21 protein-coding genes are annotated in these 22,962 nt (G+C 73.9%); all 21 read left to right on the top strand.

Annotation, left to right across the window (positions count from 1 at the left end):
- Positions 1 to 21: 21 nt before the first annotated feature.
- The 21 genes from OG900_13090 to OG900_12990 all read left to right on the top strand — a co-directional run bounded on the left by OG900_13090 (position 22) and on the right by OG900_12990 (position 22,887).
- Positions 22 to 1,821: a nickel-dependent hydrogenase large subunit gene (locus OG900_13090; GenBank protein WUH90937.1), complete on the top strand. Its 1,800-nt coding sequence runs from the start codon at positions 22 to 24 to the stop codon at positions 1,819 to 1,821.
- Positions 1,818 to 2,357 (top strand): NifU family protein, encoded by a 540-nt coding sequence (locus OG900_13085; GenBank protein WUH90936.1) that lies wholly within the window; start codon positions 1,818 to 1,820, stop codon positions 2,355 to 2,357. The genes OG900_13090 and OG900_13085 overlap by 4 nt, the downstream gene beginning before the upstream one ends.
- Positions 2,354 to 2,998, top strand: a complete 645-nt coding sequence (locus tag OG900_13080; GenBank protein WUH90935.1) for a DUF5947 family protein — start codon at positions 2,354 to 2,356, stop codon at positions 2,996 to 2,998. The genes OG900_13085 and OG900_13080 overlap by 4 nt, the downstream gene beginning before the upstream one ends.
- Positions 2,995 to 3,666, top strand: coding sequence for a DUF6084 family protein (locus OG900_13075; GenBank protein WUH90934.1), 672 nt, complete (start codon positions 2,995 to 2,997; stop codon positions 3,664 to 3,666). Before OG900_13080 ends, OG900_13075 begins: the two co-directional genes overlap by 4 nt.
- Entirely contained in the window at positions 3,663 to 5,084 is a 1,422-nt protein-coding gene (locus tag OG900_13070) for a hypothetical protein (protein WUH90933.1), read from the top strand. Before OG900_13075 ends, OG900_13070 begins: the two co-directional genes overlap by 4 nt.
- On the top strand, positions 5,081 to 5,659 hold the full coding sequence (locus tag OG900_13065) for a hydrogenase maturation protease (protein ID WUH90932.1): 579 nt from the start codon (positions 5,081 to 5,083) through the stop codon (positions 5,657 to 5,659). The genes OG900_13070 and OG900_13065 overlap by 4 nt, the downstream gene beginning before the upstream one ends.
- A gap of 221 nt (positions 5,660 to 5,880) precedes the next feature.
- Complete coding sequence (locus OG900_13060) at positions 5,881 to 6,273, top strand: hydrogenase maturation nickel metallochaperone HypA (GenBank protein WUH90931.1); 393 nt, start codon at positions 5,881 to 5,883, stop codon at positions 6,271 to 6,273.
- Positions 6,274 to 6,276: 3 nt separating this feature from the next.
- A complete protein-coding gene (gene hypB, locus OG900_13055) occupies positions 6,277 to 7,125 on the top strand; it encodes a hydrogenase nickel incorporation protein HypB (GenBank protein ID WUH90930.1) in 849 nt (282 codons plus the stop codon).
- Positions 7,122 to 9,566 carry a carbamoyltransferase HypF gene (hypF, locus tag OG900_13050; protein ID WUH90929.1) on the top strand — a complete coding sequence of 815 codons (2,445 nt, stop codon included), beginning with the start codon at positions 7,122 to 7,124 and terminating at the stop codon, positions 9,564 to 9,566. Before hypB ends, hypF begins: the two co-directional genes overlap by 4 nt.
- A gap of 73 nt (positions 9,567 to 9,639) precedes the next feature.
- Positions 9,640 to 9,966 (top strand): HypC/HybG/HupF family hydrogenase formation chaperone, encoded by a 327-nt coding sequence (locus OG900_13045; protein WUH90928.1) that lies wholly within the window; start codon positions 9,640 to 9,642, stop codon positions 9,964 to 9,966.
- A complete protein-coding gene (gene hypD, locus OG900_13040) occupies positions 9,963 to 11,087 on the top strand; it encodes a hydrogenase formation protein HypD (protein ID WUH90927.1) in 1,125 nt (374 codons plus the stop codon). The genes OG900_13045 and hypD overlap by 4 nt, the downstream gene beginning before the upstream one ends.
- 37 nt (positions 11,088 to 11,124) lie before the next feature.
- Entirely contained in the window at positions 11,125 to 12,165 is a 1,041-nt protein-coding gene (gene hypE, locus OG900_13035; GenBank protein ID WUH95739.1) for a hydrogenase expression/formation protein HypE, read from the top strand.
- A 437-nt stretch (positions 12,166 to 12,602) separates the two neighbouring features.
- Positions 12,603 to 14,372 (top strand): fatty acyl-AMP ligase, encoded by a 1,770-nt coding sequence (locus OG900_13030; protein ID WUH90926.1) that lies wholly within the window; start codon positions 12,603 to 12,605, stop codon positions 14,370 to 14,372.
- Between the two features lie 3 nt (positions 14,373 to 14,375).
- Entirely contained in the window at positions 14,376 to 16,220 is a 1,845-nt protein-coding gene (locus OG900_13025; GenBank protein WUH90925.1) for an acyl-CoA dehydrogenase family protein, read from the top strand.
- Positions 16,217 to 17,944, top strand: coding sequence for an acyl-CoA dehydrogenase (locus tag OG900_13020; GenBank protein WUH90924.1), 1,728 nt, complete (start codon positions 16,217 to 16,219; stop codon positions 17,942 to 17,944). Before OG900_13025 ends, OG900_13020 begins: the two co-directional genes overlap by 4 nt.
- A 150-nt stretch (positions 17,945 to 18,094) precedes the next feature.
- The gene (locus OG900_13015; GenBank protein ID WUH95738.1) at positions 18,095 to 18,337 is read left to right on the top strand and encodes an acyl carrier protein; all 243 of its coding nucleotides are present in this window, start codon (positions 18,095 to 18,097) and stop codon (positions 18,335 to 18,337) included.
- Between the two features lie 82 nt (positions 18,338 to 18,419).
- Positions 18,420 to 18,779, top strand: coding sequence for a DoxX family protein (locus OG900_13010; GenBank protein WUH90923.1), 360 nt, complete (start codon positions 18,420 to 18,422; stop codon positions 18,777 to 18,779).
- A gap of 12 nt (positions 18,780 to 18,791) precedes the next feature.
- Positions 18,792 to 20,405, top strand: coding sequence for an acyl--CoA ligase (locus OG900_13005; protein WUH90922.1), 1,614 nt, complete (start codon positions 18,792 to 18,794; stop codon positions 20,403 to 20,405).
- Positions 20,402 to 21,268, top strand: coding sequence for a hypothetical protein (locus tag OG900_13000; protein WUH90921.1), 867 nt, complete (start codon positions 20,402 to 20,404; stop codon positions 21,266 to 21,268). The genes OG900_13005 and OG900_13000 overlap by 4 nt, the downstream gene beginning before the upstream one ends.
- Entirely contained in the window at positions 21,265 to 21,777 is a 513-nt protein-coding gene (locus OG900_12995) for a hypothetical protein (protein WUH90920.1), read from the top strand. Before OG900_13000 ends, OG900_12995 begins: the two co-directional genes overlap by 4 nt.
- Before the next feature lie 108 nt (positions 21,778 to 21,885).
- Complete coding sequence (locus OG900_12990; GenBank protein ID WUH90919.1) at positions 21,886 to 22,887, top strand: NAD-dependent epimerase/dehydratase family protein; 1,002 nt, start codon at positions 21,886 to 21,888, stop codon at positions 22,885 to 22,887.
- The last annotated feature ends 75 nt before the right edge of the window (positions 22,888 to 22,962 follow it).

Raw genomic sequence — 22,962 nt, 5'->3', positions numbered from 1 at the left:
GACCTGCTTCCACTGAAGGGCATGGCACAAGCGATGGCATCACCGACGACGAAGACGGCCGGGGACGGCAGCGGCCTGGTGGAGATGTCCTGGGACCCGATCACCCGGATCGTGGGCAGCCTCGGCATCCACACGAAGATCGACTTCAAGCAGAAGAAGGTCGCCGAGTGCTACAGCACCTCGTCGGTCTTCCGCGGCTACAGCGTCTTCATGCGCGGCAAGGACCCGCGGGACGCGCACTTCATCACCAGCCGCATCTGCGGCATCTGCGGCGACAACCACGCCACCTGCTCGGTCTACGCGCAGAACATGGCCTACGGGGTGAAGCCGCCGCCCCTGGCCGAGTGGATCATCAACCTGGGCGAGTCCGCCGAGTACATGTTCGACCACAACATCTTCCAGGAGAACCTGGTCGGGGTCGACTACTGCGAGCGGATGGTCAAGGAGACCAACCCCGGGGTCCTCGAACTGGCCGAGCGGACCGAGGCGCCGCACGCCGGCGAGCACGGCTACCGCACCATCGCCGACATCATGCGCTCCCTCAACCCCATCGAGGGCGAGTTCTACCGCGAGGCGCTCCAGGTGAGCCGCTACACGCGGGAGATGTTCTGCCTGATGGAGGGGCGGCACGTGCACCCCTCCACGCTCTACCCCGGCGGTGTCGGCACGATCGCCTCGGTCCAGCTCTTCACCGACTACCTGAGCCGGCTGATGCGCTACGTGGAATTCATGAAGCGGGTCGTGCCGCTGCACGACGACCTCTTCGACTTCTTCTACGAGGCGCTGCCCGGTTACGAGGAGGTCGGCCGGCGGCGGATCCTGCTGGGCTGCTGGGGCGCGCTGAACGACCCCGACCACTGCGACTTCACCTACCGCAACATGACCGACTGGGGCCGGCGGATGTTCGTCACGCCCGGCGTGGTCGTGGACGGCAAGCTGGTCACCAACGACCTCACCGAGATCAACCTCGGCATCCGCATCCTGCTCGGCAGCTCCTACTACAAGGACTGGGAGGGCCAGGAGCAGTTCGTCACCCACGACCCGCTCGGCAACCCGGTCGACCCGCGGCACCCGTGGAACCAGCACACCATTCCCGCGCCGCAGAAGCGGAACTTCGACGACAAGTACAGCTGGGTGATGTCGCCGCGCTGGTTCGACGGCAAGGACCACCTGGCGCTGGACACCGGCGGCGGCCCGATCGCCCGCCTGTGGTCCACCGCCCTGTCGGGCCTGGTCGACATCGGCTACGTCAAGGCGACCGGGCACAGCGTCGTCATCAACCTGCCCAGGACGATGACGAAGCCGGAGACCAGCTTCGAGTGGAAGATCCCCAAGTGGAGCAACGCGCTGGAGCGCAACCGCGCCCGCACCTACTTCCAGGCCTACGCGGCGGCCGTCGCCCTGCACTTCGCCGAGAAGGGCCTCGCCGAGGTCCGCGCGGGACGCACCCAGACCTGGGAGAAGTTCGAGGTGCCCGACGAGGGCCTGGGCGTCGGCTTCACCGAGGCCGTACGCGGTGTGCTGTCCCACCACATGGTGATCAGGGACGGCAAGATCGCCAACTACCACCCCTATCCGCCGACACCGTGGAACGCCAGCACCCGCGACTCCTTCGGCACCCCGGGGCCCTACGAGGACGCCGTGCAGAACACGCCGATCTTCGAGGAGAACCCGCCGGAGAACTTCAAGGGCATCGACATCATGCGCGCGGTGCGCAGCTTCGACCCCTGCCTGCCCTGCGGGGTGCACATGTACGTCGGCGGCGGCAAGACCGTGCAGACCATGCACGTGCCGACCGGCCTGAGCGGGATGGGCGGATGACCGCGCAGGCACCGGCGCGGGACGCGGAGAGGGCCGGGCGGCGCGTCGAGGAGGTGCTCGACCGGCTCGCCGCGACCGGCGACCGCGCCGCCTGCGCCGCCGCCGAGGACCTGGTGCGGGCGCTGATGGACTTCTACGGCGCCGGTCTCGCCAGGGTGCTGGCCCTGACCGGGCAGGCCGGGCCGCGGGCGCTGGAGAGGCTGCTGGGCGACGACCTGGTGTCGGGGATGCTGGTGCTGCACGACCTGCACCCCGAAGGCGTCGAGGCGAGGATCGGCCGCGCCCTGCGCGACCTGCCGGGCGGACCGGCCGAGCTGGTGGGCTTCGACCAGGACACCGGTGTGCTGCGGCTGCGGTCCGCGCCGGCCGGCGGCTGCGGCTGCGGGAGCACCCCGGCGGCGTCCGGCCAGGCCGTGGAGGACGCGCTGGCGTGCTTCGCCGGCGAGGTGACCCGGGTGGAGTTCGAGCCGGCCGCCGCGGCGGACGGACCCGTGCTGCTCCAGATCACCCCGCGCCCCGGCCTGGTGAGCCCATGACCCTGCAACAGGCCGCGGAAGGCCGCCTGCCGGGCCTGCGGCGCTTCACCGCGCCCGCCCCGCCGCGCCCCGAGCGGTGCGAGCTGTGCGGGGTGGAGGTCGCGGACGGCCACCGGCACCTGGTCGACACCGACAAGCGGGCCCTGGCCTGCGCCTGCACGGCCTGCGCGCTGCTCTTCGACAACCCCGGCACGACCGGCGGCCGCTTCCGTACCGTGCCCGACCGCTGGCTGGCCGACCCCGGCCACACCGTCGACGACGGCGCCTGGGAGGCCCTGCAGATCCCGGTCGGCGTCGTCTTCTTCTTCCGCAACTCCGAACTCGGCCGCTATGCCGCGCTCTACCCGAGCCCCGCGGGCGCCACCGAGAGCGAGCTGGACCCGGCCCACTGGCAGCAGGTGCTCGACCGCACCCGCCTCGCCGCGCTGCTCGAACCCGACGTGGAGGCGCTGCTGCTGCGCCGCGGCGACACCGGATGCGACTGCTACCTGGTGCCGATCGACGTCTGCTACGAACTGGTGGGCCGCATGCGGCTGCTCTGGCAGGGCTTCGACGGCGGCGCCGAGGCGCGGGCGGCGCTCGGCGAGTTCTTCGCCCGCGCCGCCGCCCGTGCCCGGCCGCTGCGGGAGGGGGACCGGTGACGCGGTTCTCCTTCGCCTGCACCGGTGTGCGCTCCGACCGCTATGCCGCGGGCCCGACCCTGGTCTTCCGGCTGCGGATCACCGCCACACCCGGCACCCGCGTGCACGCCATGGCGCTGCGCTGCCAGTTCCGCATCGAGCCGGCCCGCCGCGGCTACGGCGCCGGGGAGGCGGCCGGGCTCGCCGACCTGTTCGGCGAGCGGTCCCGCTGGGGCAGCACGCTGCTGCCGGTGCAGTTCGCGCAGGTCTCGCTCGTGGTCCCCGGCTTCACCGGCGAGACCGAGGTGGACCTGCCCGTACCGTGCACGTACGACATGGACGTGGCCGCGACGCGCTACCTCCGCGCGCTGGAAGGCGGCACGGTGCCGCTGCTCGTGCTGTTCTCCGGCACGGCCTTCGCCGGGCCCGGCGGCTTCCAGGTGGAGCCGGTGCCGTGGGACCGGGAGGCCTCGTACGCGATGCCCGTCGAGGTGTGGCAGGAGATGGTCGAGCACCACTTCCCCGGCTGCGGATGGCTGCGGCTGCCGCGCTCGACGATGGACGCGCTGCTCGCCTACCGCTCGCGGCAGGCCCTGCCGTCGTGGGAGGCGACCGTGGAGGCGCTGCTCGGCGCGGCGTCCCGGCCCGCGGACACCGCGCCGCTCGTCACCGGCGGAGCCGCGTCGTGAGCGCGGCGACGGCGGGGGCGGCGGACGTGGGCAGCCGTTTCGACGCGGCGCGGGCGGTCGCGGACGCGGTGCTCTTCGAGGGCTACGTCCTCTACCCCTATCGGGCCTCGGCCGCGAAGAACCGGCTGCGCTGGCAGTTCGGCGTGCTGGTGCCGCCGCGGTGGGGCCAGGACAGCGGCGAGTCGTCCTTCCAGCGCACCGAGTGCCTGATGGAGCCGCGCGGCGGCGACCGGCTCTTCGCCGAGCTGCGCTTCCTGCACGCGCGGCGGCGTACGGTCCAGCGGGCGCTGCCCGGCGGCGGATTCGCCCCGGCCGCGGAACTGGAGCTGGCCGACCGGGTGCTCACGCCCTGGGACGAAGGCGTCGAGGAGCGCGTCGCCTTCACCGTCCCCGTGGCGGCGGTCGGCGAAGGCCACACCGTCCCCTTCACCGTCCCTGCCCGCGAGGAGACCGAGGACGTCACCGAGGACGGCCGGCTCGTGGGCCGGCTGGTCCACACCCGCGAGGAGCTGAACGGCCGGATCGTGCTGTCGGCGGCCGACCTGCCGGGCCCCTACGCGGTGCGGCGGCTGACCGCGGTGGTGGACAACACCGCCGACTGGCCACCCGCCGGCACCGGCCAGGGCCGGGACGGCGCCGACCGTACGGCGGCGCTGCCCCGCTCGCTGATCTCCGCGCACCTGATGCTGGGTCTGGACGCGGGCCGCTTCCTGTCGCTGACGGACCCGCCGCAGTGGGCGGCGGCCGCCTCGCAGGCCTGCGAGAACGTCCGCTCCTGGCCCGTGCTCGCCGGGTGCGACGGCCGCGCGGACGTGGTGCTCGCCTCGCCGATCATCCTTGAGGACCATCCGGCGATCGCCCCGGAGAGCCCCGGCGCGCTCTACGACGGCCTGGAGATCGACGAGATCCTCGCGCTGCGCACCGCGACGCTGACCGACCGGGAGAAGCGGGAGGCCCGCGGCACCGACCCGCGGGCCGCCGCCGTCATCGACCTGGCCGACACCATGCCGCCCGAGGTGCTCGAACGGCTGCACGGCGCGGTGCGGTCGCTGCGCGAGATCACCGGCTCGGGCACACCCGCGGGCGACGCCGACCCGCTGCTGGAGCCCGGCACCCCGTGGTGGGACCCGGGCGGCGACCGCACGGTGGACCCCGACACCGACCGGGTCGTCATCGACGGCCGCCAGGTCGGCGCCGGCTGCCGGGTCGCGCTGCGCCCCGGCCTGCGGCGCACCGACGCGCAGGACCTCTTCCTGGTCGGCCGCGGCGCCCTGGTGGAGGCGGTGCTGCACGACGTGGACGGCGGGGTGCACCTGGCGGTCACCGTGGAGGGCGACCCGGGCGCCGACATCCGCCGCGAGCAGGGCAGATTCCTCTACTTCCAGCCCGACGAGGTCACTCCGCTGGGGGACGCGTGAGCGCCGCCGCCGGCCGGACCCTGGTGGCCGGCGTCGGCAACATCTTCCTCGGCGACGACGGCTTCGGCGTGGAGGCCGTACGGCGGCTGTCCGCCGAGGACCTGCCCGCAGGCGTCGAGGTGCTGGACGCCGGGGTGCGCGGGGTCGACCTCGCCTACCGGCTGCTGGACGGCTACGACACCTTCGTCCTGGTCGACGCCACCGCCCGGGGCGGCGTGCCCGGCACGCTGTACGTCCTGGACGCGGGGGAGTGCGGCGCGGTGGAGAACCCCGACGCGGTCCTCGACGGCCACCGGATGACGCCCGACGCCGTCCTGGCGCTGCTGGGCACGCTGTGCGCGGGCACCGGCGGCACACCCCCGCGCCGGATCATGGTCGTCGGGTGCGAGCCGGCCGGCGTCGACGAGGGCATGGGCCTGAGCCCCGCCGTCGAGGCGGCGGTGCCCGCCGCGGTCGGGCTGGTCCTCGGCCTGGTCGGCGCGCGGGACGGGGAGGGACGGCCCGGCGGGGACGACGGGGTCAGCTGCGAGAGGGACCACGAGAGCGACTACGAGAGGAACCCATCTCCATGGTGAAGAAGATCCTGGCTGTCGGCGTCGTCGGCGCGGCAGTCGGCGCGGCGCTCGTCCAGGTGCTCCCGGACATCAGGCGCTACCTGCGGATGCGGGCGATGTGAGCCCGTACGCCGCTGCGCCGAACGGGTCACCTGCCGGCGCGGCGGCGGAGTGGCGGCGGCCGGCCGCCGCCCCCGGGTCCTTTAGTGGTGCCGGCGGCAAGTCGGCAGCGGAGGACGGCGATGCATGAGTTGTCCATCGCGATGGCGGTGATCGGACAGGTGGAGGAGGCGGCGCGGACCGCCGGGGCCACCGCCGTGCACACCGTGCACCTCCAGGTCGGCGAGCTGGCCGGAGTCGTCCCCGACGCGCTGGAGTTCGGCTTCGGGCTGGCCTGCGCGGGCACCGTGCTCGAAGGCGCCCGGCTCGTCACCGAGACCGTGCCGGGCCGCGCCAGATGCCGGCCCTGCGCGGACGAGTGGGCGGTGGGGATGCCGCCCGACCTGTGCTGCCCGCTGTGCGGCACGGCCGCGGACGAGCTGCTGTCCGGCCGCGAACTCCAGATCACCGGAGTGCGGTTCGCCGACGGCACCGCCGGCGGGCCTGTTCTCGAACCGACCGGCGGGGAGCGCTGAAAGATGTGCCGAGTGGTGGACCTCCAGCAGGCCGTACTGGCCGGGAACGACCTCCGGGCGCGGCAGCTGCGCGCCGACCTCGCGGCCCGCGGCACCACCGTGGTCAACCTGCTGTCCAGCCCCGGCAGCGGCAAGACCGCACTGCTCGAACAGGAACTGGCGCTGGCCCGCGAGCGCGGCACGCGGATCGCCGCGCTGACCGCTGACCTGGCCACCGAGAACGACGCCATCCGCCTCGCCAGGTCCGGCGCCCCCGTCAAGCAGGTGCTGACGGACGGGCTGTGCCACCTGGAGGCCGGGATGCTCGCCCGCCACCTGGACGGCTGGCTGCCCGACGCCACGGAGCTGCTCTTCGTGGAGAACGTCGGGAATCTGGTGTGCCCGGCCTCCTACGACCTCGGCGAGACGCTGCGCGTGGTGCTCGCCTCGGTGACCGAGGGCGAGGACAAGCCGCTGAAGTATCCGACCGCCTTCGGCCTGGCGAACCTGGTCGTGGTGACCAAGATGGACCTCGCCGGTCCCGCGGCCTTCGACGAGGCGGCCTTCCGCTCCCACGTGGCGCAGGTCAACCCGGGCGTCGAGGTGCTGCTGACGTCGGTACGCGGCGGCCTGGGAGCCGGCGAGCTGCTCGCCCGCGCGACCGCGGCGGCCGCCGGCGGCCCCGTGCACACCCCGGTCATGTCCCGCACCGGGACCGCGCAGGGCCACCTGCACGGCCACGGCCACGTGCACGACCACGAGCACCCGTACGGTCACGGCGCCCACCTCGACGGCTGCGACGGCGCGGACCACCCGCACGGCCACGGGCAGTCGGCGGCCGACCGGCTCGCCGCGGTCACCGCGGAGTCATGATCCGGGTCGCGACGCGGGCGGCCGCCGGACCGCCGCGGCGCAGCAGGGTGACGGTGCGGGGCGTGGTGCAGGGCGTCGGCTTCCGGCCGTACGTCCACGCGCTCGCCACCGGCCTGGGACTCGCCGGACACGTGACCAACACCCCGGACGGTGTCGTCGCCGAAGTGGAGGGCGGCGCCGACGCGGTGGCCGCATTCTGCGCCCGCATCGGCCCCGGCGCCCCGCCGCTGGCCTGGGTGGAGTCGGTGGACCACCAGACCCTGGCCGTCACCGGCGGCTCCGGCTTCGCCATCGTGCAGTCCCTGACGGAGGGCCAGGTCCGCACCCTCGTGCCGCCCGACACGGCGACCTGCGCGGACTGCCTGGCCGAACTGGCCGACCCGGGCGACCGGCGGCACCGCCACCCCTTCATCAGCTGCACCAACTGCGGGCCGCGGCTGACCATCGTCACCGGACTGCCCTACGACCGCGCGCACACCACGATGGCCGGCTTCCCGATGTGCGGGGCCTGCGCGGAGGAGTACGCGGACCCGGCCGACCGGCGCTTCCACGCCCAGCCGATCGCCTGCCACGCCTGCGGCCCCCGCCTGCGCTTCCTCGTACCGGACGGCGCCCGCCTGGACGGCGCTCGCCTGGACGGCGCTCGCCTGGACGGCGCCCGTCCGGAGGGCTCTCGTGTGGACGGCGCCCGTCCAGGCGGCACCCGCCCCGACCGCACCGCCCCCGGCGGCGACCCGATCGCCGCCGCCCGCGCGCTGCTGGCCGCCGGAGGCGTCGTGGCCGTCAAGGGGCTCGGCGGCTACCACCTGGCCTGTGACGCCGACAATGCCGACGCGGTGGCGCTGCTGCGGCGGCGCAAGGCGCGCGGGGACAAACCGTTCGCGGTGATGGTGCGTGACCTGGCCGCCGTCGAGCGGCTGGCGCGGACCTGCCCGCAGGAGCGGGCACTGCTCGCCGGGCCGGTGCGCCCCGTCGTGCTGCTGCGGGGGCGCCGCCGGGCGCTCGGCGGCGCGGTGGCGCCCGGTGCGCCCGACATCGGCGTGATGCTCCCCTACACGCCCGTGCACCACCTGCTGCTCGGGCTGCCCGGCGACCCGCCGGGCCCCTCGGTGCTGGTGATGACCAGCGGCAACGTGTCGGGCGAACCCATCGTCACCGACGACGGGGAGGCGCTGGAGAAGCTGGCACCGCTGGCGGACGCCCTCCTCGTCCACGACCGGCCCGTCCGGGTGCCCTGCGACGACTCCGTGGTGCGGGTGCTCGACGGCTCGGTGTCGATGGTGCGCCGCTCGCGCGGCTACGCCCCGCTGCCGATCGCGCTGCCCGTCGAGGTGCGGCCGGCGCTGGCGGTGGGCGGGGACCTGAAGAACACCTTCTGCCTGGGCGAGGGCCGGCGCGGCTGGCTGTCCGCGCACATCGGCGACATGGACGCGCCGGCCGCGGTGGCGGCCTTCGAGCGCGCGCGGGAACAGCTCTCCGCGGTCACCGCGGTCCGGCCCGAGGTGCTGGCCGCCGACCGCCACCCGCGCTACCGCTCGGCGGCGTGGGCGCAACGGAACAGTGCGGAGCGCCCGTTGGTGCGGGTGCAGCACCATCACGCCCACCTGGCCGCGGCGATGGCCGAGCACGGCCTGGACGGCACCCGGCGGGTCGTCGGGGTGGCCTTCGACGGCACCGGCTACGGCGACGACGGGGCCGTGTGGGGCGGTGAGTTCCTGCTCGGCGACTACGCGGGCTTCACGCGTTTCTGCCGGCTGGCCTATGTGCCGCTGCCGGGCGGCGACGCGGCCGTACGCCGCCCCTACCGGATGGCGCTGGCCCACCTGTGGGCCGCGGGCATCGCCTGGGACCCCGGGCTGCCGCCCGTCGCGGCCTGCCCGCCCGACGAACTGCGGGTGCTGGCCCGGCTGGTGGAGCGCGGGGTGAACTGCGTGCCCACGTCGAGCATGGGGCGGCTCTTCGACGCGGTGTCGTCGCTCGCCGGGGTGTGCCATCTCGCGGGGTACGAGGCGCAGGCCGCCGTGGAGCTGGAGGCGGCGGCACTCGGCGCGGGCGGCGGCACCGGCCCCGGTTACGCCTTCGGGCTGGCCCCCGGCGCGGCTGGGGACGCCGAACTGGTCGCGGCACCCGGACCCGTGCTGGCCTCGGTCGTCGCCGATCTGCGGGCGGGCACCGGTGTCCGTACGGTCGCCGCCCGCTTCCACGCGGCGGTGGCGGACCTCGTCCTGCGCGGCTGCACCGCGGCGCGCGACCGGCACGGGCTTGAGACCGTCGCGCTGACCGGCGGGGTCTTCGGCAATGCCCTGCTCTCCCGGCTGTGCGCCGACGCCCTGCGCGCCGCCGGCTTCACCGTACTTGTCCACCGGCTGGTGCCGCCCAACGACGGCGGGCTGGCCCTCGGCCAGCTGATGGTCGCCGCCCGGCGCGCCGACAGCGGGTGACCGGCACCGGCCGCACGCCCGGACGTATCGCGGCCCCGCGACGTATCGCATCCCCCCACAGCGAGGAGAACCCATGTGCCTGGCGGTACCCGGCAGAGTGCTGAAGATCGAGGAGCGGGACGGCACCCGGATGGCCGACGTCGACTTCGGCGGCGTCGTCAAGGAGGTGTGCCTGGAGTATCTGCCCGACTTGCAGGTCGGTGAATACGCCATCGTGCACGTCGGTTTCGCCTTGCAGCGGCTCGACGAGGAGTCGGCGCTGCAAACGCTGGAGCTTTTCGCCGAACTCGGCATGCTCCAGGAGGAGTTCGGCGATCCATGGGAGATCGCCGCACAGGCGGGCGGCGCCCCGTGGCAGGAATGGGACGGCCAGGACGGAACACGGGAGGCGCTGCGGTGAAATACCTCGAGGAATTCCAGGACCCCGGTCTGGCGCGGCGGCTGCTGGACAGCATCCACTCCACCGTGACCAGGCCGTGGGCGCTGATGGAGGTGTGCGGCGGCCAGACCCACACCATCATCAGGCACGGCATCGACCAGTTGCTGCCCGAGCAGGTCGAGCTGATCCACGGCCCCGGCTGCCCGGTGTGCGTCACACCGCTCGAAGTCATCGACAAGGCGCTGGAGATCGCGTCCAGGCCCGACGTGATCTTCTGCTCGTTCGGCGACATGCTGAGGGTGCCCGGCACCGGTCGCGACCTGTTCGGGGTGCGCAGCGAAGGCGGTGACGTACGAGTGGTGTACTCGCCGCTCGACGCGCTGCGCATCGCCGAGCGGAATCCCGACCGGCAGGTCGTCTTCTTCGGCATCGGGTTCGAGACGACCGCCCCGCCCAACGCCATGACGGTCCACCAGGCGCGCAAGCTCGGCATCCGCAACTTCAGCCTGCTGGTCTCGCACGTGCGGGTGCCCCCGGCGATCGACGCGATCATGCGGTCCCCGAGCTGCCGGGTGCAGGCCTTCCTGGCCGCCGGGCACGTGTGCAGCGTGATGGGCACCGGCGAATACCCGCGGCTCGCCGAGCAGTACCAGGTCCCCATCGTGGTCACCGGGTTCGAGCCGCTGGACATCCTGGAGGGCGTTCGGCGGACCGTGCTGCAACTGGAGCGCGGCGAGCACACCGTCGACAACGCCTACCAGCGGGCGGTGCGCCCCGAGGGCAACCCGGCGGCCCTGGCGATGCTCGACGACGTCTTCGAGGTCACCGACCGGGCGTGGCGCGGCATCGGGGTGATCCCGGACAGCGGATGGCGGCTGTCGGAGCGCTACCGGGACTTCGACGCGGAGCACCGCTTCGAGGTGTCCGGCATCGACACCGCGGAGCCCGCGGCCTGCCGCGCGGGCGAGGTGCTCCAGGGCCTGCTCAAACCGGACCGCTGCGAGGCGTTCGGGACCGTGTGCACCCCGCGCACACCGCTGGGCGCCACGATGGTCTCCAGCGAGGGCGCCTGCGCCGCCTACTACCTCTACCGGCGGCTCGGCGCCGCCCCCGCGCGCCAGGAGGCGACCCCCGTTGTCTGACACCCTTCCCGCCCCCGCGAGGCCCGCGCCGGTCGACATGCTGTCGTGGACGTGCCCGGCCCCGCTGCGCCACCAGCCGCGGGTGGTCATGGGCCACGGCGGCGGCGGCGCGATGTCCGCGGAGCTGGTCGAGCACATCTTCGCCCCCGCCTTCGGCGGCGAGGTGCTCGCCCAGCTCGGCGACGCGGCGGCCGTCACGCTCGGCGGCGCCCGGCTGGCCTTCTCCACCGACTCCTACGTGGTGCGGCCGCTGTTCTTCCCCGGCGGCGGCATCGGCGACCTCGCGGTCAACGGCACCGTCAACGACCTGGCCATGAGCGGCGCCCGTGCCGCGTACCTGTCCTGCGCCTTCATCCTGGAGGAAGGCGTGGAGATGCCGGTGCTCGCCCGGGTCGCCGAGGCGATCGGCGCGGCCGCGCGGGCCGCGGGCGTCGAGGTGGCCACCGGCGACACCAAGGTCGTCGAGTCCGGCCACGGCGACGGGATCTACGTCAACACCGCGGGCATCGGCCTGATCCCGGCCGGCGTCGACCTGCGCCCGCAGCGGGTGGTGCCCGGGGACGTGGTGATCGTCAGCGGCGCGATCGGCGCCCACGGGGTCGCCGTGATGAGCGTCCGCGAGGGCCTGGAATTCGAGGCGGAGATCGAGAGCGACACCGCGCCGCTCGGCGGCCTGGTGGCGGCGATGCTCGCGGTGACCCCGGACCTGCACGTGCTGCGCGACCCCACCAGGGGCGGCCTGGCGGCCTCGCTCAACGAGATCGCCGCGGCGGCCCGGGTCGGCGTGGTCGTACGGGAGCGCGCCGTCCCGGTGCCGCCGGCCGTCGCCAACGCCTGCTCGGTGCTGGGCCTCGACCCGATGTACGTGGCCAACGAGGGCAAGCTCGTCGCCTTCGTCCCGCCCGAGCACGCCGACGCGGTACTGGCCGCGATGCGCGCCCACCCGCTGGGCGCGGGCGCCGTGGTGATCGGCGAGGCGGTCGCGGACCACCCGGGCACCGTCGTGGCCCGCACGGGCCTCGGCGGCACCCGCGTGGTCGACCTGCCGATCGGCGAGCAGCTGCCCCGCATCTGCTGACGGACCCCTTTTCGGGCGGGGCTTTTCCGTCCTGACCGTCCGCGCGAAATGCCGGGGCGTCCGAATATCACGGGGGTATAGCGGAATTCTATATGCGGCCGCAGAATGCATGCGGGGCGACCGCCGGGCCGCCGTCGTCACCATGCCGCGGAGAAGCCGGGAGAAGCGGCCGTAAAACCAAGCCGGCCCCAAGCTCTTGGGGCCGGCTTGGTTGAGTGCGACGACTCCACGCGCACTCGCCGAGGGGCTGGTATTGTCGCCAGCGCCGGGGATCCCTGGGTATGGCGATGTGAATTCGCAATCAATTCAAATGACGCCGTCGTGATCGGCCGCGCCCCGAAATCGGGGGGTGAGCCGTCCCGTCGGGACAGCGTCAGCGATTCGCCGCCAGGTGGTCGTCCGGCCGTGTGCGAGTCCTAGATCGGGGGCGGTCTGCCTTGCTGAGGCAAGAGAATTTCACCGAGATCGTGCTGCGCCATGCCGCAGACCTGTCGGACAAAGAAGCGTTCTTCTTCCTGCCGGACAGCGCGCCCGGCGCCGTCGCGCGGCGGCTGACCTACGGGGCGCTGGACACCGAGGCCAAGCGGATCGCCTCGTGGCTCCAGCGGCACAGCGCGGTCGGCGACCGGGTGCTGCTGCTCTATCCCTCAGGCCTGGACTTCGTGAAGGCCTTCGTCGGCTGCCTCTACGCCGGAGTGGTCGCGGTCCCCGCGCCGCTGCCCGCCGACCAGGACAACCAGTCGGCCCGGCTCACCGGCATCCTGCGCGACGCGGATGTGCGCGCGGTGCTCACCGACTCCGCCGACGAGCCGGGCGTCCGCGCCTGGCTGCGCGAGTCCGGCGCCACCGGTATCCCGGTCCTGGCCGGCGACGACCCCGCCCAGGGCGACGCGGCGGCGTGGACGCGGCCGCGGCTCACCGGCGACTCGCTGGCCTTCCTCCAGTACACCTCGGGTTCCACCAGCGAGCCCAAGGGCGTGATGGTCTCGCACCGGAATCTGATCGCCAACGAGCTGGCCATCTCCCACGCGCTCGGCACCCACCAGGGCACCCGCATGGGCTGCTGGCTGCCCGCCTACCACGACATGGGCCTGATCGGGCACATACTCAACCCGCTCTACGTCGGCGGCTCGGCCGCCCTGATGTCCCCGGTCTCCTTCCTCATGCGGCCGGTGCGCTGGCTCCAGATGATCACCGACTACCGGGTCACCATCAGCGGCAGCCCCAACTTCGGCTACGACCTGTGCCTGCGCCGGGTCACCGACGAGCAGCTGGCCACGCTGGACCTGAGCGGCTGGGAGCACGCCTGCAACGGGGCGGAGCCGGTGCGCTCGGAGACGGTGCGCGCCTTCACCGAGCGGTTCGCCCAGGTCGGCTTCCGCGCCGAGAGCTTCTGCCCCTGCTACGGCATGGCCGAGACGACCCTGCTGATCTCCGGTGTGAAGGCGGGTCAGGCCCCCGTCCACCGCACGGTCGACGCGGCGGCGCTGGAGAAGGGCCGCCTCGACGACGCCCCGCCGGGCGGCGGCACCCGGGCGCTGGTCGGCAGCGGCGAGGTCGACCCGGGCGACTTCACCGTGCGGATCGTCGACCCGGACAGCCGCGCCGAGCAGCCCGAGGCCCACGTCGGCGAGATATGGGTCAAGGGCGCCAGCGTCTCCACGGGCTACTGGAACCGCCCCGAGACCAATGCAGAGGTCTTCGACGCCGGGATCGTGTCGCCCGCGGGCACCGACCCGGGCTGGCTGCGCACCGGCGACCTCGGCGTGATGGACGCCGGGCAGCTCTACGTGACCGGCCGCCTCAAGGAGATGATCCTGATCAACGGGCGGAACATCTACCCGCACGACGTCGAGCGCGACGTGCAGTCCCTGCACCCCGCCTTCCGCGGCGGCGCCGGCGCGGCCTTCTCGGTGGACGACGGCGAGGAACACCTCGTCCTGGTGCAGGAATTCCGCCGCAGCGCCGCGCAGGACCCGGCCGCGCTGTGCGCCGAGGTGCGCGCCCGCGTCCGCCAGGAGTTCCAGGCCAGCTGCAGCGTCGTCCTGGTGCGCCCGGCCACCGTCCGCAAGACCACCAGCGGCAAGATCCAGCGCACCCTGATGCGGCGGCTGCTGCTGGAGGACCGGCTGCCCGTGGTGCACCAGGACCTGGACCGGCGGGTGGCGAACCTCGCCGCCGGACCGATAGCCACCCCGGTGGGCTGAGCCGTGGACCACACGCCCTACTGCCGCACCCCGTACCGCCACATGCCCTACCGCCTCGCCGAGCAGCTGGAGTGGAACCTCGGCGACCCGGACGACCCGGGCACGCTGTTCAGCCACGCCCGCAGCCTCGCGCTGGACGAGCGGGAGGAATTCCCGGCCGCCCTGTGCGCGGTGCTCGACCAGCTCGGCCTGTACGAGTTCTACATCCCCGCCGCCCACGGCGGCCGGCTGACGGACTACGAGCAGCTGGTGCAGCTGGTCCGCACGGTGGCCCGCCGCGACCTGACGGTGGCGATCGCGCACGGCAAGACGTATCTGGGCGCCGTCTGCGTCTGGGTGGACGGCTCGGCGGAGCAGGGCCGCCGGCTCGGTGAGGCCATCGCCTCCCGGCTGCCGGTCAGCCTCGCGCTGACGGAGAGCGCCCACGGCAGCGACCTGCTGGCCGGCGACGTCGTCGCGGAGCCCGCCGCGGACGGGGCCGACGGCTACCTGGTCAGCGGGGAGAAGTGGCTGATCAACAACGCCACCCGCGGCAGCCTGCTGTCCGTGCTCTCCCGCACCGACCCGGCCGGCGGCCCGCGCGGCTACTCCGTGCTGCTGGTGGACAAGCGCACCCTGCCGGCCGGCACGTACCGCCACCTCGACAAGGTCCGCACGCACGGCATACGCGGCGCGGACATCTCCGGGATCGCCTTCGACCGGGCCCCGGTCCCCGCGGGCGCCGTGGTCGGCGAGGTGGGGCACGGCCTGGAGACCGTGCTCAAGGCGCTCCAGCTGACCCGCACCATGTGCGCGGCGCTCTCCCTGGGCGCCGCCGACCACGCGCTCGCCCTCGGCCTCGACTTCGCCGCGGAGCGCAGCCTCTACGGCCGGTCGCTGATCGACCTGCCGCAGGCACGCAGGACCCTGGCCGAGAGCGCCGCCGACGTGCTCGCCGGCGAGGCGCTCGCGCTGGTCGCGGCCCGCGCGGTGCAGACCGCCCCGGCGGAGCTGTCGGTCGTCGCCGCCGTCACCAAGTACCTGGTGCCGACCCGGACCGAGGCCGTCGTCACCGCGCTGACCCGGCTGCTCGGCGCCCGCGCCTTCCTCAAGGACGTCTACGCCGGCGGCCGGTTCCAGAAGGTGGACAGGGACCACCGGATCGTCGGCCTCTTCGACGGCAACACCCTGGTCAACCTCAACTCGCTGATCAGCCAGTTCCGTACGCTGGCCAGGGCCCACGAGCGCGGCACCGGGGACGTCGCGGGAGCGGCCGCCGCCTTCCGCCTCACCGCGCCGCTGCCGCCCGCCGCCCTCGACCGGCTCTCGCTGCTCGCCCGCCACGGCAGCGGTGTGCTGGCCGCGCTGCCCGGCTGCGTCGGGCTGCTGCGCGACGCAGCCGCCCGCAATCCGGCGGTCGAGCCCGCCCTGCGCGCCGCGGAAAGGCTGTCGGCCGTGGTCGACGACGTGCACGCCGAGATGGCCGCGTTCCGGGACGCGCGGACCGACGTGCCGCCCGCCGCCTTCGAGACCGCCCGCCGCTTCACGCTGTGCTTCGCCGCGGCGGCCTGCGTCGGCCTGTGGACGCACAGCCACCGCGACGCGGAGGCGGGCGCGACCGGACCCCTGTGGCGGGACGCCCTGTGGCTGCGGGCCGCGCTCGCCCGGCTGCTGACCGCGCTCGGCCTGCCCGACGCGGCGGACCCCGAGGCCTTGGACGGCGTGCTCGACGCGTCCATCGCCCTGCATGCCCAGGGCCGGCTGGTCTCGCTGCTGCCGCTGTCGCTGCGCCCCGCCGGTCCCGCGCAGGACGTGCGGGACCGGCCGCCGGTCCGGGTCCCCGCGCACGCGGCGGGAGGCGCGTCATGACAGGCGGTCAGGAAGCGCGCACGGCGGCCCGCGTCGCCGAGCTGAACGCCGCCTTCGGCGACCCCGGCGACCCCGTCAACCCGGTCGGCAACGACCGGCTGCTGGAGGCCGACGAGGCCGGGGAGCTGTCCGCGGCCGGCGAGAAGCTGCTGGACGCCTACGGCCTCAACGCGGAATTCGTACCGGCCGCGCTCGGCGGCCGGCTGGAGCGCCTCGACTCCCTGGCACGCGTCCTGCGCGAGGTCTTCCGGCGGGACGTGGCGCTCGGGCTCGGCTACGGCGTCACCTCCTTCATGGCCGCGGTCAACGTGTGGACCGGGGGCGACGAGCGGCAGCGGACCCGGCTGGCGGAGATCCTGCTGGGCGGCGGCCGGGTCTCCGTGGCCTACCACGAACTGGCGCACGGCAACGACTTCCTGCGCAACGACTTCGAGGCCCGCGTACAGCCGGACGGCTCCTTCCGGCTGCACGGCACCAAGCAGGTCATCAACAACGCGGCGCGGGCCGACGCCTGGCTGCTCTTCAGCCGCACCGACCCGGCACCGGGCCCGCGCAGCCACTCGGTCCTGATGGTCGAGCGCGCCCAGGTGGCACCCGGGCGGCTGGCCGTCCTGCCCCGCTACGGCACGGTCGGCGTACGCGGCTGCCTCCTGTCCGGCCTGGACTTCGACGGCGCCCCGGTCCCCGCGCAGGCACTCGTGGGCGAGCTGGGCCACGGCGCCGACCTGGCCCTGCGCTCCTTCCAGCTCACCCGCAGCGCCCTCCCGGGCATGGCGCTGGGCGCCGCAGACACGGCGCTGCGCACCGTGGTGTCCTTCGCCCGGGGCCGGCACCTCTACAAGCGGACCGTGGCCGAGATACCCCAGGCCCGCGCCACCCTCGGCGACGCCTTCCTCGACCTGCTCATCAGCGACTGCCTCTGCCTGGCCGGCACCCGCGCGGTGCACCTGCTGCCCGACGAGGCGAGCGTCTACGCCTCCGCGGTGAAATACCTGGTGCCCGCGCTGCTGCAAGGGGCGATGCACGACCTGTCCGTCGTGCTGGGCGCCCGGTTCTACCTGCGCGAGGGCGACTTCGGCATCTTCCAGAAGCACCTGCGCGACCTGCCGGTGCTCAGCCTGGGCCATGCGGGCGCCGCCGCCTGCCAGGCGACGATCATCCCGCAGCTGCCGCGGCTGGCCAGGCGCTCCTGGTTCCGCGCGGAAGCGGCCCCCGACGCGCTGTTCGACCCGCGCGCCGACCTGCCGGAGGCACCCTTCCGGCGGCTCGCCCTGACCGGCGACCGGGACGGCCTGAGCGCCTCGCTGGTCGCCGCCGCCGACACGCTGCCGGACGGCACCCCGCCCGAGGCGGCCGTACAGGCGCTGGCGCGGCAACTCACCGGCGAGCTGCGGCTGATCCAGCGGGAGAGCCTCGCGCTGCCGCCGCTGGACCGCACCGCGCTGGCCTCCCCGGCGGGTTTCGCCCTGTCCGACCGCTACGCCGTGCTGCTCGCGGGTGCCGCGGTGCTCGGCGTGTGGCGCGGGGCGCGGGCCCGGGGCGACGACCCCTTCCTCGCCGACCCGGCCTGGGCCGCCGCGGCCCTGCACCGGCTCGTGCGGCGCCTCGGCCGCAGGCCCGCCGACCTGCCCGCGGGCTGCACCGGGCGGGTCCAGGAGGAATTACTGCGCCGCCACGCGGAGCGCCGCAGCTTCGATCTCTACGACACCGCCCTGGCCGGCTGACGGCGCCCCCACCGCCCGTCGCCCCGCGCCGAGAACCCTCGTTCGGACCATCCGGAGGAACCCGTGACCGACACCGCCACCGGCAGCACTCCCCAGCCCGCCCCCGACCTTGCCCCCGACCTCGCCCCGCAGCCGCACACCGCCGAGTCGCTGGCCGGATGGCTCGTCCGGCACGTCGCCGACTACACCCGGCTGTCCACCGAAGAGATCGACCGGACGGCGCCGCTGACCGGCTACGGCCTCGACTCCGTGGCGGCGCTCAGCCTCTGCGGCGACATCGAGGACGAGTTCGACCTGGTCGTCGAGCCCACCGTCGCCTGGGACCACCCCACCGTCGACGCGCTCGTCGCCTACCTGCTCAAGGAACTCGCACCGCTGCCCGAAGGCGCGTGACGAGGCTCCCCCCCTCAGCGGCGGACGCCGACCGGACACCGGGCCGGCGGCAGCCGCCGACCGAACACAAAGGACGAAGACCATGCACCTCATCCCCAGCCCGTCGTGGCCGCAGATCGTGCTCGCGGCATTCCTGGCCTCGGACGTCCTGATGTCCGTCCGCCCGCTCAAATTCATCCAGGTCTGCCTCGACGGCGTCAAACTGCCCCGGGAGTGGTGGTGGGTGCTGCTCGTCGTGAAGACCCTCGCCGTCGTGGGCCTTCTGGTGGGCATCAAGCACGCCGGCATCGGCTTCAGCGCGAACGTCGGCGTGATCGTCTACTTCCTGTGCGCCTCCTACGCGCACATACGGGCCCGTTTCCTGCGGATGGAATTCTGGGTGAACTGCCTCGGATTCCTGGCGACCGCCGTCGCCGCCTTCATCATCTCCTTCGCGGTCTGAGGAAGTGCCCCTGTGAAGAAACCACCCAAGAACCTCGGCCTGCTCTTCGACTGGCACGCCGAGCAGTCGCGCACCACGAAACTGGTCCTCGACCGCCCCTTCGACATCGCCCCCGCGGCCGGCTCCGACTACGACGCCGCGGCGCTGGCCGGCCTGGTGCGGGAGGCGTCGGCCTGGCTGTACGCGGCCGGCGCGCGCAAGGGCGACCGGATCGCCGTCGTCAAGCGCAACCACTTCGACATGATCCTGCTGGCCGCGGCCGCCGCCCGGATCGGCGCCACCGCCGCGACCATCTCGGGCGCCAACTACCCCGAGCACCTCGCGGAGATGCTCAAGCGCCTCGACCCCTCCGTCACCCTGATCGGCTCCGAGGTGCTGGAGCGGGCCGAGGGCGTCGGGGCGGACCTGACGGCGTACGGCAGGACGGTGCTGATCGACGGTCCGGCCGCGGACCCGGGAGCCGGCCTGCTGACGATCGACGGGCTGCGGGGCAGCGCCGCGCCGGCCCTCGACCTGCGCGCGGACTCCGACCTGATGATGATCACGCACACCTCGGGGACGACGAACACCCCGAAGCTCGTCGCGCACACCGCGGACTCCTGCCGGGCCGGCACCCGGCTGGAGCTGCTGCCGATGCCGATCGCCGTCAACGGGCCGAAGGACGTGGCCCTCAGCTCGATATCCTTCGCGCACTCCCGGGCCTACGCCTGGGCCATGGCGCAGCTGCGGTGGGCCCCGAAGGCCCTGGTCATCGCCAGCAGCCACGAGGCCGACGACGTCGAGCGGGCGCTCGACCGCGTCCGGCCGACCACGATCGAGGCCACCCCGAACGTCTTCCAGTGCTGGGTGCCGCTCGTACGCCGCAGGCCGGAGCTCTTCGCCCAGGTCCGCTACTACATGAACACCTTCGACCTCATGCACCCCTCGATCGCCCGGCCCTTCGTGGAGGCCTCCCGGCGCCGGTTCGTGCTGTGGGGGCACAGCTGGGGCCAGAGCGAGGTCGGTCCGATGGCCGGCTTCGGCTACACCCGCGGCCAGATCAAGCGCCGTGCGGCCGCCGGCGGGAACATGAACATGATGGGCAACCCCTGGCCCGGCCTGGTGGGCGTCAAGGCCGCCGACCCGGAGACCGGCGCCCCGGTCAAGCGCGGCCAGGTCGGCGTCCTGTTCGCGAAGGGCAAGTCGATCTGCGTCGACTACGTCGGCGAGACCGACCGCTACACGGAGAAGTGGAAGGGCTCCTGGTGGAACACCGGCGACGTCGGCTACAAGGACGCCCTCGGCCGTATCCACTTCGTCGACCGCGCGGTCGACGCCATTCCCGGCGGCAGCGCGACCGAGCTGGAGAGCGAGCTGCTCGACCGGATCGGCAGCGCCGTCGAGGTGATCGTCCTGACCCGCGGCGACCGCAAGCCCGTCCCCGTCATCAGCCTGGACGGCCCCGACCTCAGCGAGGCGGCATGGGCCGAGGTGGCCCGCGGCCTGCCGCCGCTGGAGGCACCGGTGTTCATCCCCTGGAACCGCCTCCCGAGGACGTCCACCTGGAAGGTGCGCCGCAAGGAGCTGCGGGAGACGGTGTTCGCGGAGAGCCCCGACGACACCGTCCTTGAGGAGCGATTCACGTGACCGGGACCCCCGATCCTTACACCGCCGCCCTGGACTCGGTGCTGCGGGACGTCCCCTACAACAGCGCGACGGAATACCTGCGCTGGTACAACGGGAGCGAGCCCGATCCGCGGCACGGAGTGGCGTGCATCTACCAGACGCTCTACGTGGCGGAGCGCGCGGCGGCGCTGGGCGCACCGAAAGCCGCCGTCCTGCAGGACCTCCGGCACATCGCGGCGGTCTTCGAGACCGGCGGCGACGTCGTGGTCCTCGACCCCTACCTGCTGCACCTGACCCCGATCCGCTTCCCGGCGGACGAGGTCCGGCGCGGCCACTCCTCCGTCGAGGTCGACGCGGCGCCCGTCCGGCTGGACGCGCGGGGCGGGGCGCACCCCGCCCGGCTCGCCGCCCAATACCGCTCCACCGGCGAGGGCTACCGCATCCGGCTGAGCTACTCGAAATACAGCGTGAAGAACGGCGCGCACTTCCTGACCCGCCACTTCACGCTCCGCTCGGAGAACGAGTTCTCGCTGGCCGCCTTCTCCGCCGACATGGCGTCGCTGCTCACCCACCCGGAGCAGAACAGCGTGTCCGTCCGCGCGCTGGTGGCCGGCACGGCGGTGACCGCGGAGGCGATCATCCCGCTGAAGGGCTTCGCGGAACGCGACTTCTCGCCCGCGGACGTCTGGCTCCGCTCGGGCCAGGGCGTCGCGTCCCGCAACGGCGCCGACGCCCACGCGGCCGCGGTCTGGGCGGACCTCCGGCGCACCACAGGGCTGGAACGGGCCGACATGGAGGACCACCTGGTGGCGGCCGCGCGGGTCTACCAGAAGATCGCCGACCCCGGGACGGACCTCGCCGACTACTCCTTGCAGGACGCATGACGAATCGAGCGCACATGAACATCCAGCGGGTCTTCATCGCCGGCACCATCCAGGGGTCCAACGCCGGCCTGCGGATCGACGACCAGGGCTACCGCGAACAGATCGCCACCGCGGTGCGCTCGCGCTTCCCCGACGCGGAGTGCTTCGACCCGAGCGCCGACGTCACCCGCCAACTGGCCGACCCGGCCACGCTGTCGGTCATCGCCGCCCTGACCGGCTCCGCCCCCCGCGTCCTCCACCTCGCGTCCCTCCCCGCCGAGCTGGCGTCGCTGCGGCGGACCTTCAACGAGATGACCCAGGAGGCGGCGAAATGCGACCTGTGCGTCGCCTTCCTCCCCGACCGCACCCTCAGCATGGGCACGGCGATGGAGATGCAGTCGGCCTACGCGGCCGGCGTCCCGATCGTCACCGTGACCTCCCTGGTGGACAACCTCGCGGTGATGTCCGTCTCGTCGTGGGTCGTCCGCGACCTGGACGCACTGGCCGAACTGCTCGACGAGCTGGGCTGACCCGGACGCCGCCCGGCCCCGGGCGGCGTCCGGGCGGCCCGGCGCGGGCCGCTACGCCCTCCGCGAAGCGGGGTCTCGCGGGCTCGCGGACCGTGTTTGAGTGAACCGATGGAGATACTGGTACTGGGCGGAACAGCGTGGGTGGGCCGCGAAATCTCGCGGCAGGCACTGGAGCGCGGGCACCGGGTGACCTGCCTGGCCCGCGGCGAGAGCGGCGGCGCGGCCGAGGGCGCGGCACTGGTCGCCGCGGACCGGCGCGACCCGTCGGCGTACGCGAGCCTCGCGGGCCGGGACTGGGACGCCGTGGTCGAGGTGTCGTGGCAGCCCGCCTTCGTCCGCGGCGCACTGGCGGCCCTCGGCGAGCGGGCGGCCCACTGGGCCTACGTGTCCTCGATCAGTGCCTACGCCTCGCACGCGCGGCCGGACGCCGACGAGTCGGCGGAACTGCTCCCCGCGACCGGGCGGGACGAGGTCGGCAGCGAGGAATACGGCGAGGCCAAGGTGGCCTGCGAGCAGGCCGCGTCGGCCGCGGTGGGCGACCGGCTCCTCATCGCGCGGGCCGGGCTGATCGGCGGCCCCGGCGACCACAGCGGCCGCACCGGTTACTGGGTCGCCCGCGCGGCCCGCGACCCCCTGGCGCCGCTGCTGGTCCCCGCCTCACCCGGCATCACGACGCAGGCGGTCGACGCGCGGGACCTCGCGGCCTGGCTGCTCGACAGCGCCGAGAAGGGCACGACAGGAACGTACGACGCCGTCGGCCCGATCGTCCCCTTCGCCGAGTGGGTGGCCCTGTCCCGCGAGATCGGCGGCCACACCGGCCCGGTGGTGCAGCCCGGCGCCGACTGGCTGCTCGCCCAGGAGGTGGGCCAGTTCATGGGCCCCGAGTCCCTCGCGATGTGGATGTCCGACCCGGAATGGTCCGGCTTCAGCGCCCGCAGCGGCTCCGCGGCCCGCACCTCCGGCCTGCGCCACCGCCCCCGGGCGGAGCTGCTGGCGGACACCCTCCACTGGGAGCGGACCCAGGGCCTGGACCGCCCCCGCCGCGCCGGCCTCAGCGGCGACCGCGAGCGGGAACTGCTGTCGGCGTGGGACCGATCGCAGGGCCGCTGAGCGGGTCCTCCCCGGCACGCGTGCCGTGAGCTGCCGGCCGCGCGGCCGTCCGGCCGCGCGGCGCACCGCCGCGCT

The organism is Streptomyces sp. NBC_00433 (assembly GCA_036015235.1).
Classification (GTDB): Bacteria; Actinomycetota; Actinomycetes; order Streptomycetales; family Streptomycetaceae; genus Actinacidiphila.
The sequence above is the reverse complement of the archived record's forward strand: the minus strand, read 5'-3'. Positions and strand labels throughout refer to the sequence as shown.

Excerpts from the sequence above, each read along its gene's own strand:
- OG900_13020 (WUH90924.1), top strand. The coding sequence starts at position 16,217 with ATGACAGGCGGTCAGGAAGCGCGCACGGCGGCCCGCGTCGCCGAGCTG.
- hypF (WUH90929.1), top strand. The coding sequence starts at position 7,122 with ATGATCCGGGTCGCGACGCGGGCGGCCGCCGGACCGCCGCGGCGCAGC.
- hypE (WUH95739.1), top strand. The coding sequence starts at position 11,125 with ATGCTGTCGTGGACGTGCCCGGCCCCGCTGCGCCACCAGCCGCGGGTG.
- OG900_13090 (WUH90937.1), top strand. The coding sequence starts at position 22 with ATGGCACAAGCGATGGCATCACCGACGACGAAGACGGCCGGGGACGGC.
- OG900_12990 (WUH90919.1), top strand. The coding sequence starts at position 21,886 with ATGGAGATACTGGTACTGGGCGGAACAGCGTGGGTGGGCCGCGAAATC.
- OG900_13085 (WUH90936.1), top strand. The coding sequence starts at position 1,818 with ATGACCGCGCAGGCACCGGCGCGGGACGCGGAGAGGGCCGGGCGGCGC.
- OG900_13080 (WUH90935.1), top strand. The coding sequence starts at position 2,354 with ATGACCCTGCAACAGGCCGCGGAAGGCCGCCTGCCGGGCCTGCGGCGC.
- OG900_13045 (WUH90928.1), top strand. The coding sequence starts at position 9,640 with ATGTGCCTGGCGGTACCCGGCAGAGTGCTGAAGATCGAGGAGCGGGAC.
- OG900_13060 (WUH90931.1), top strand. The coding sequence starts at position 5,881 with ATGCATGAGTTGTCCATCGCGATGGCGGTGATCGGACAGGTGGAGGAG.
- OG900_12995 (WUH90920.1), top strand. The coding sequence starts at position 21,265 with ATGACGAATCGAGCGCACATGAACATCCAGCGGGTCTTCATCGCCGGC.
- hypB (WUH90930.1), top strand. The coding sequence starts at position 6,277 with ATGTGCCGAGTGGTGGACCTCCAGCAGGCCGTACTGGCCGGGAACGAC.
- OG900_13010 (WUH90923.1), top strand. The coding sequence starts at position 18,420 with ATGCACCTCATCCCCAGCCCGTCGTGGCCGCAGATCGTGCTCGCGGCA.